This is a genomic window from Mycoplasmopsis opalescens ATCC 27921, assembly GCF_000712185.1.
Classification (GTDB): Bacteria; Bacillota_I; Bacilli_A; order Mycoplasmatales; family Metamycoplasmataceae; genus Mycoplasmopsis; species Mycoplasmopsis opalescens.
On record NZ_JOOB01000001.1, the window covers coordinates 1 to 6,929 of the forward strand.

5 protein-coding genes are annotated in these 6,929 nt (G+C 27.7%); 2 read left to right on the top strand and 3 right to left on the bottom strand.

All coding sequences use genetic code 4. The annotated features are described in order from the left end of the window. Nucleotides 1–1,293: IS1634 family transposase (locus T385_RS0100005; RefSeq protein ID WP_036450620.1), on the top strand; the 1,293-nt coding region annotated here is incomplete at its 5' end. A 272-nt stretch (nt 1,294–1,565) separates the two neighbouring features. Here the strand turns inward: T385_RS0100005 and T385_RS0100010 are convergent. Then, entirely contained in the window at nt 1,566–2,057 is a 492-nt protein-coding gene (locus tag T385_RS0100010) for a hypothetical protein (RefSeq protein ID WP_156953925.1), read from the bottom strand. 239 nt (nt 2,058–2,296) lie between these two features. Here T385_RS0100010 and T385_RS0100015 point away from each other — a divergent pair, with 239 nt between their 5' ends. After that, nucleotides 2,297–4,036, top strand: a complete 1,740-nt coding sequence (locus T385_RS0100015; protein ID WP_029905357.1) for an MIP family Ig-specific serine endopeptidase — start codon at nt 2,297–2,299, stop codon at nt 4,034–4,036. A 433-nt stretch (nt 4,037–4,469) separates the two neighbouring features. Here T385_RS0100015 and T385_RS03530 read toward each other — a convergent pair whose 3' ends face one another. Beyond that, entirely contained in the window at nt 4,470–6,143 is a 1,674-nt protein-coding gene (locus T385_RS03530) for a leucine-rich repeat domain-containing protein (protein ID WP_051677929.1), read from the bottom strand. 507 nt (nt 6,144–6,650) lie between these two features. Beyond that, the gene (locus T385_RS0100025; protein ID WP_084276651.1) at nt 6,651–6,905 is read right to left on the bottom strand and encodes an IS3 family transposase; all 255 of its coding nucleotides are present in this window, start codon (nt 6,903–6,905) and stop codon (nt 6,651–6,653) included. Nucleotides 6,906–6,929 lie beyond the last annotated feature (24 nt).

Genomic DNA, 6,929 nt, shown 5'->3' on the forward strand with positions numbered 1-6,929 from the left:
CTTCTGAAATACCAAATAGCATCAAGAATCCTACAAAATACTTCAATCATTAAAAGTTTTGAAACAAAAGATAATTATTTAAACGATATTGAGTCTAAAAAAGATACTTTTTATAGTCTTCTCGACGTTTTATATGAAAATGAGATTGAAATAGTCAATAGTTTAAATAATAAAATTGCAGAACTGACTACAAGAAATAAAAATTTGGTTTATTTTGATGCAACAACTGTATATTTTGAGACATTTTCAAGAGATGGTTTAAGAACACCGGGTTTTTCAAAAGATGGTAAGTTCAAAGAAGATCAAGTTGTTGTAGGCATGGCAACTGATAGCAATGGAATACCGATTTATCTAAAAGTTTTTCGCGGTAATACAGCAGATGGTAATACGTTAATACCTTTCATTGCTGATTTGAGAGAAAAATTTACAATAAAATCAATGACCGTTATCGCTGATAAAGGAATGTCAACAAACAAAAATATTAGATTTTTAGAAAGCAATGGAATTGATTATATCTTTGCACAAAGACTAAAATCAACATCAAAATCATTTAAAGATTTTGTATTTGATTCGCAAGGCTATACAAAAACTGAAAATGGTATCAAATATAAGGAATTAGAGTTTCAATCACTCTGAAAAGGTTCGCGATTTAATGATAATTTTAGGCGCAGAATTATATTTTTCAGTGAAAAACGAGCAGCTAAAGATAAAAATGATAGGCAAATATTAATAAATAATTTTAAAAAGAAACAAAACAAAGAAGGAGTTGTTAGCGCTGAAGATATTATTGGTGTAAAAAAATACAAATTCTTCAAAAAAGTAGGCAATATGAGTTTTACTCTTGATTTAGATAAGATTGGGGAAGATGCAAAATTTGATGGATATTATGTATATGAAACTTCCAGAAAAGACTTAAAACCTGAACAAATCGCATCAATTTATCACAAACAATACCAAATTGAAGAAAATTTTAGAACACTAAAAGGAGCTTTATCAATTAGACCAATTTATGTTAGAACACATCAGCACATCATAGGTCATTTTATATTAAATTTTATTGCTCTTGTTGTTCTCAAATATACAATTTACGCTATAAACAATTTTTATTATAACAATGGAGTTATAGAAAAATACACAAATGAATCATTGATAACATTATTAAATTCATGTTTTGAATATACTCAAAATATAAACAATAAAACTGCAACTAAAAAATTTGTAGAAATAAATCCATTTATTTCAAACATTGAAAAATTTAAAGAAATAAACACAATTATTAAAAATGTTATGTAATAAATTAAAAAAAGCGATTTTTGCGTATAAAATGGCGCAAATTTCGCTTTTTTAGTTTAAACTCCGAAACTCAGGAAAAATTTTCATTTATGACAATATCAACCATGTAAATCTTGACGTTAATATTGATTTAATAATTTCGAATCTTGAAGAAAACAACCGACAAGAATTCTTTTAACTTCTACTATAAGTCTAAAAAAATTATCAAATATAGCTTGTAGCCCAATTGACTACAAGCTATTAAAATAAATAAAAAATTTAAGAGAAAAAACTTAATCAATTTCCATTGGGATTTTTGCATCAACTACCTCATTAACACGTAAATCAAAGCAAATTACATCATAAAATAATTCAATCTGTCTCGTAATAGTATCAACCTTAAATCTAATATCAATCCGATGAGATTTGCTAACTTTTGTTATATCGGGTTTATGAAGAAAAAAATACTTTTTAAATTCAACATCATTAGCAATCTTATCACCATCATCATGTTTCTTATTATTATATTTTTTGTTAAGCTTTTCAATTGCTTGAATAAATCTCGCCATTGCATTATCTTGCTCGGCATTATATTCTTTTTGTGCTTCATCAGATAACTTAAAAATAAATTCATCTCTAATGCTTGATAGTTGCGATGCATTAAGTAACATAGGTTTTTGTCGCTGACTATGATCTATTTTATTATAATTAGCACATGATTTCAAAACAGGACTAATTGCTATGCATAACCCGATTGATAAAAAGAATAATTTTCTATTAGACAAAGATTTTCTTATTATTGATTTCATAACAAAAATTTTAACACAACAAATAATTATGTTTTATTTTTTAAAAAAATAGCATACTTATGTTTTTATTTAAATAATTTTTAAATACTAAAATATTTTTATTAATTATTGTGTAAAAAAACAAGAAGGGCCTAAATTAAGGAAAACTAAATTATTTTATTAGAGAAAATAATATAAAACTATTGTAAAAATTAATAAGCAAAAATAGGAGCAATATGAAAAAGAAAATATTATTACTTAGTTCAATTCCTACATTAACATTGTTAACCACTTCATGTATCGAAATTAAACAACCAAAGTATGAATCAAAGTCTGAAGAAAATAATAAAAAAGAGAAAAATGATAATACAAATGCTGGTTCTATGAATTCAAACAAAAAGATAGAAAACCAAGAGCCAATTCCTCTGCCATTGCCAACACCTAATCAACCCGAAATTTCTAAAGAGCAACCTTCGCCAAAAGAGCCATTAAATCCGGATAGTAAAAAAGACAGTAAAACCCCGCAAACGCCACAATTCCCTATAATACCGCCAAACTTGCCAAAATTGCAAAAACCAAAACTAGCAATTAATAAACCGGAGTTAGAGATAAAACAAACCAAAGCATATAGAAAAATATTAGACAGATCTTTTGCTATTTCATTTAATACCATTACACAAAGTCTTAATGAAGGAAAAAGAGATAATGATGAAATACCTTTCTTATCAACTGGAACTGGTTGAATACTTGATTATGCTTGAAAAAATGGGGTTGAAAATTCTGAAGAACTAATGTTATATATAGCAACAAATGCTCATGTATATCAATATGCATACAATGCATTAGACAATAAATTAAAAGAAACGTTTCCGGAATATTTTACTAGTGAAGAACAAAAAAACGCTAGAGTTGTTTCGTTTGGTATTGGCATACCTTTGTCTGATGCTAATTTAGAACCTATCGAGTCAGGAAAACACGAAGGCAATAAAAATATTGTTAGCTATTTTATAAATTCAAATGATCAAAAATATAAAAAGGATGTAAGAGATGTAAAACTTGTTGGAGAAAAAATTTTTTCAAATCCAAGAACTGTTTTTGTAGCAACGGATTTCTTTGATAAGAAAACAAATGAAGAAATATTAAAGAAGCATTCAAACTATCAACCTAATATCAATAAAATTCAAAGAATCGGAAAAGACTTTGCTGTATTTGCTATAAAAATTAAATTCAACGAACTTAAAAAACAAGCCGAAACAAATCAAGATTTAAAGAAATTATTTGAACATATTAATAAGGGCATCAACAGCATTAATAATGATGTAACATTGTTTTCATCAAAGCAATATCCTAACCATGATAAATCAAAAGTTCCCTATATTACATATGACTACTACTCAGCCTATCTTCACAAGGATCAATATAAAAACTTTGATAACGAAAATATAATTTTAAGTCCAAATGCAAAAAGAATATATATAGCAGGCTTCCCCTCTGATAATAATAGTGGAAATAATCAATACTTCTGAAAAAACTATCCTAAGAACATAAAAATCGAAGATTACACTTTCACAAGCAGAAGCTTCTTGGCTAGTGCGCCAGTTGAAAATCTATTATCTGAAAAAACCATATCATATGGCATCGGTGTACAGGCACAAGTTCTAAATAGCAGCCTATATTATGGGGCAAGTGGTTCTCTTGCTATAAATGAATTTGGAATGCCTGTTGGTATATATTCATCCCTTTGAGCACAAACCCTCGACATTAAAGATACAACAAACTGAGGCGCCTTTACCTTCTTAGTCCAAAATTCCAATGATTTATTCTATGGACCAAAACATAATTTAATAGATGGAAGTAATAAAGACCTATATCCAAACCAAGAAAAATCTTTCAGACAAAATCTTAAAATTTTTTCTGAACAAGATGATTTCTTTAAAGGTTTTAATAAAACGATTTTATTTGAAAACGGTGTATAGTTTCTTTTTACATAAGGAATATCGAAAAATACAAAAAGCCCTTATCAACTTTTTAAAACCATATTCAAAATCAAGGTTTTTAATTTTCACATTCATAAGGTAATATAAAATTTCTAAAATTATCCCTAATTATAGGAATAACATTTAATTTATTATTAAATTTGGTAGTGTGAAAATTTTGTGTAAAAATCTCCTATATAAATATTTTAAGTTTATATATTTGGTATTTAGAGATTTTTACACAAAATTATTTATAGTTCACCATAAACTCCTTCTAATACTTTTATTTAACAGTAAAGAGAGATATGATCCCTTAAAATAAGGGATATTTTCATATTTTTTACTGGTTTGTTATATAAAAAGCGAGCATAACAATAAGAAAAAATACTCCTTGAATATTTCCTCTTTTGTCTTATGTCAATTTATGTATTAACTAAACAGTTACTTTTCCTATTTTATATCCCTTTGGTAATGCAGTATTTTTGAAAGCATTTTCGCCTAATTTTTCTAAATTTGGTGCTATCACCGTTGTTAATAATTTTGCGCCAAAAAATGCACTGTCACCTATTTCTTTTACATTTGGAAGGTCGATTGATGTTAAAGATTCTGCTCATATAAACGCACCGTCGCCTATTTCTTTTACATTTGGAAGGTTGATTGATGTTAAAGATGCTCCTATAAATGCATAGGGACCTATTTCTTTTACATTTGGAAGGTTGATTGATGTTAAAGATGCTGTATTATCAAATGCTCTTTCACCTATTTTTTCAACATTTGGAAGGTCGATTGATGTTAAAGATGCTGCTCAACTAAATGCTTCATTGCCTATTTCTTTTACATTTGGAAGGTTGATTGATGTTAGTGATTTTGCATGAGAAAATGCATATCAACTTATTCTTTCAATAATTGGAAGGTCGATTGATGTTAAAGATGCTGCTCCTCTAAATGCATCATTGCCTATTTCCTTTACATTTGGAAGGTCGATTGATGTTAAAGATGCTGCTCCTCTAAATGCAAAGTTGCCTATTTCCTTTACATTTGGAAGGTTGATTGATGTTAGTGATTTTGCATTTTCGAATGCTCATTCAATTATTATTTCTACATTCGGCAAGTTAATTGATGTTAAAGATGTTGCGTTTACGAATGCTGCGTAGCCTATCATTTCTACATTCGGAAGGTTAATTGATGTTAAAGATGCTGCTCCCTCAAATGCTCTGTCCCATATTATTTCTACATTTGGAAGGTTGATTGATTTTAGTGATTCTGAACCAGAAAATGCATAGTCGCCTATTTCTTTTACATTTGGTAAATTAACCGAAGTTAGAGAATTTGCCCCTTTAAACGCTTTATGCGCAATAAATTCAACGTCATCATTGCTAAGCTCAGCTATGTTTTTATTCCATCTAACGAGCACCTTACCAATGATTAAGTCTTCGGGTAATGAAGTATTTTCAAAAGCATCATAACCGGATCTTTCTAGTTTTGGAGCAATGATTGTTTTTAAGGATTTTGAGTCTTTAAATGCTTCTCTACCTATTTTTTTTACATTTGGAAGGTTGATTGATGTTAGTGATGTTGAACCAGAAAATGCATTGGAGAATATTTCTTCAACATTCGGAAGGCTGACAATTTTTAAATGATAATTATTTTTAAATGCGTTTGTTGGTATTCAATTTACTCCTAGTGTTAAAGATTCCAAGTTATTAAGTATTTTTAAAAAACTATAATCATTTATAAAGTGAACATTGGGTAAATTAATAGTATGTAAAAAAGGCGCTTCTGAAAAAGCTTCCGGATCTATTTCTTCTATTTTAGTGTTTGATAATTCTCTAATATTACTATTTACTTTTATTAATTTATTCCCATTTAATATGTTTCCGTCTTCATCTTTATAATATTCACTATTTTCTTTATCTTTGTTAGATGATTGACTATTATTTTCATCATTTGTTAATTCTTTATTTGGATTATCTTTGCCTGTCGGCTCATTAATACTATCTTCATTTTTGCTTTTATTTTCTTCAATAACACTGCACGCTATTGCTGTTGGCATTACAGATGCTAACGAAATTCCACATAATAATTTATAAAGTTTCTTTTTTGGCATATATTCCTTTCTTAATATTTTCACTAGAAAAAATATGAAATAATTACTTTTCGAGTTGCAAAAGTAAAAAAATTATTAATTTAAAATATGCATATTTCCCTAAAAAACCATAAGTATTTTAAAATTGTTTTATTTCATAAACTCTTTCTAATGTTTTCATATTAGCATAAAAAAAAAAAAAAAAAAAAGAAAGTGAGACGAATCCCTTAAATTAGTGGATACTTACAAATTTTTAAGCCATTTTCTTATATTAAATTTGCGTACATAACAAAAGGATAAAAATACTTTAAGCAAAAAACAAAAGTATGAAATATCAAACAAAATGAACCTCTTGAGATAGGTTAATTTATTGTTAATGTTATATCATGATTGTTAATAATAACTATCGAGATTTTGTTTTCAATACCGTTATTTGATAGTTTTTTTGGTTCAAACCAACATTTTGATGAAAAACAAGAACATTAAACAGGTGATATGTACCCAGAATCCTGGACACATATTTATTAACTAGGCAACAACACAAATGGATGTTTTCCTGTATTTTACAGGAGGCATCCATTTTGTTTTTGCCTGAATTCTTTTATTGTTATAATAATCCATATATTCATCTACAGCTTTTGAAAAAGATTGGAAAGATTCAAAGTCTTTTTCAAAACCATAATACATCTCATTTTTCATTCTACCAAAGAAAGTCTCCATAATACAATTGTCATAACAGTTTCCCTTTCTAGACATTGATTGAATAATCCCTTTTTCTTTTAATCTGCTTCTGTAATAAGCATGTTG